This window comes from Pseudomonas sp. PSPC3-2 (genome assembly GCF_049897085.1).
Taxonomy (GTDB): domain Bacteria; phylum Pseudomonadota; class Gammaproteobacteria; order Pseudomonadales; family Pseudomonadaceae; genus Aquipseudomonas; species Aquipseudomonas paraveronii.
Genome location: NZ_JAFCVO010000050.1, coordinates 1 through 548 on the forward strand (window position 1 = coordinate 1; position 548 = coordinate 548).

General features: G+C 50.0%; 1 pseudogene. It reads left to right on the top strand.

What is annotated here, in order from left to right:
• A pseudogene (locus ACP7CJ_RS28870) lies at positions 1-478 on the top strand (hypothetical protein); the annotation flags it as partial.
• Between the last annotated feature and the right edge of the window lie 70 nt (positions 479-548).

Consider the following 548-nt stretch of genomic DNA (forward strand, 5'->3'; position numbering starts at 1 on the left):
AAAAAATCTTTTCCAAGACTTTCAGGCGTTTTCTGACTGGGCAAGTTCGCAAGCAGGTTATCTGCAAAAAGATGAGGATGGTGACCGATGGCACCTCGACAAAGACATCCTTTCCCCGCTGATTAAGGTTTATTCATCAGAAACCTGCTGCTTTATTCCAAAGAAGATAAACGTTTTGCTGAAATCGCCAAGAGTGCGCTCAACATCCTCGCTTCCTTATGGCGTGTCAGTAGATGGAGCAAGGTTAAAGGTCAGAATAAAGGCCGGGTCAAAAGATCTGCATTTGGGGTCGGTTGGCTCGCCAGCGGATGGGCACCGCCTTTGGCAAGAAGCAAAGTCAAAGCGAATCCGCGAGGTAGCCCGGGAGTACGAGGCTCATCCTGCGTCAGACGCCAGAGTCCTTCGCGCAATCCTTAGTCGGGCTGATCAATTAGATCTGGATATTCGCCTTGGAATAGAAACGAAGGACTTCAGATGAGCGCCAAACAAAGAGCCAGAAGAGCTCTCATCTGGCGCGGCTCTTTCTCTGTCCTCGCCCTCTTCACCTT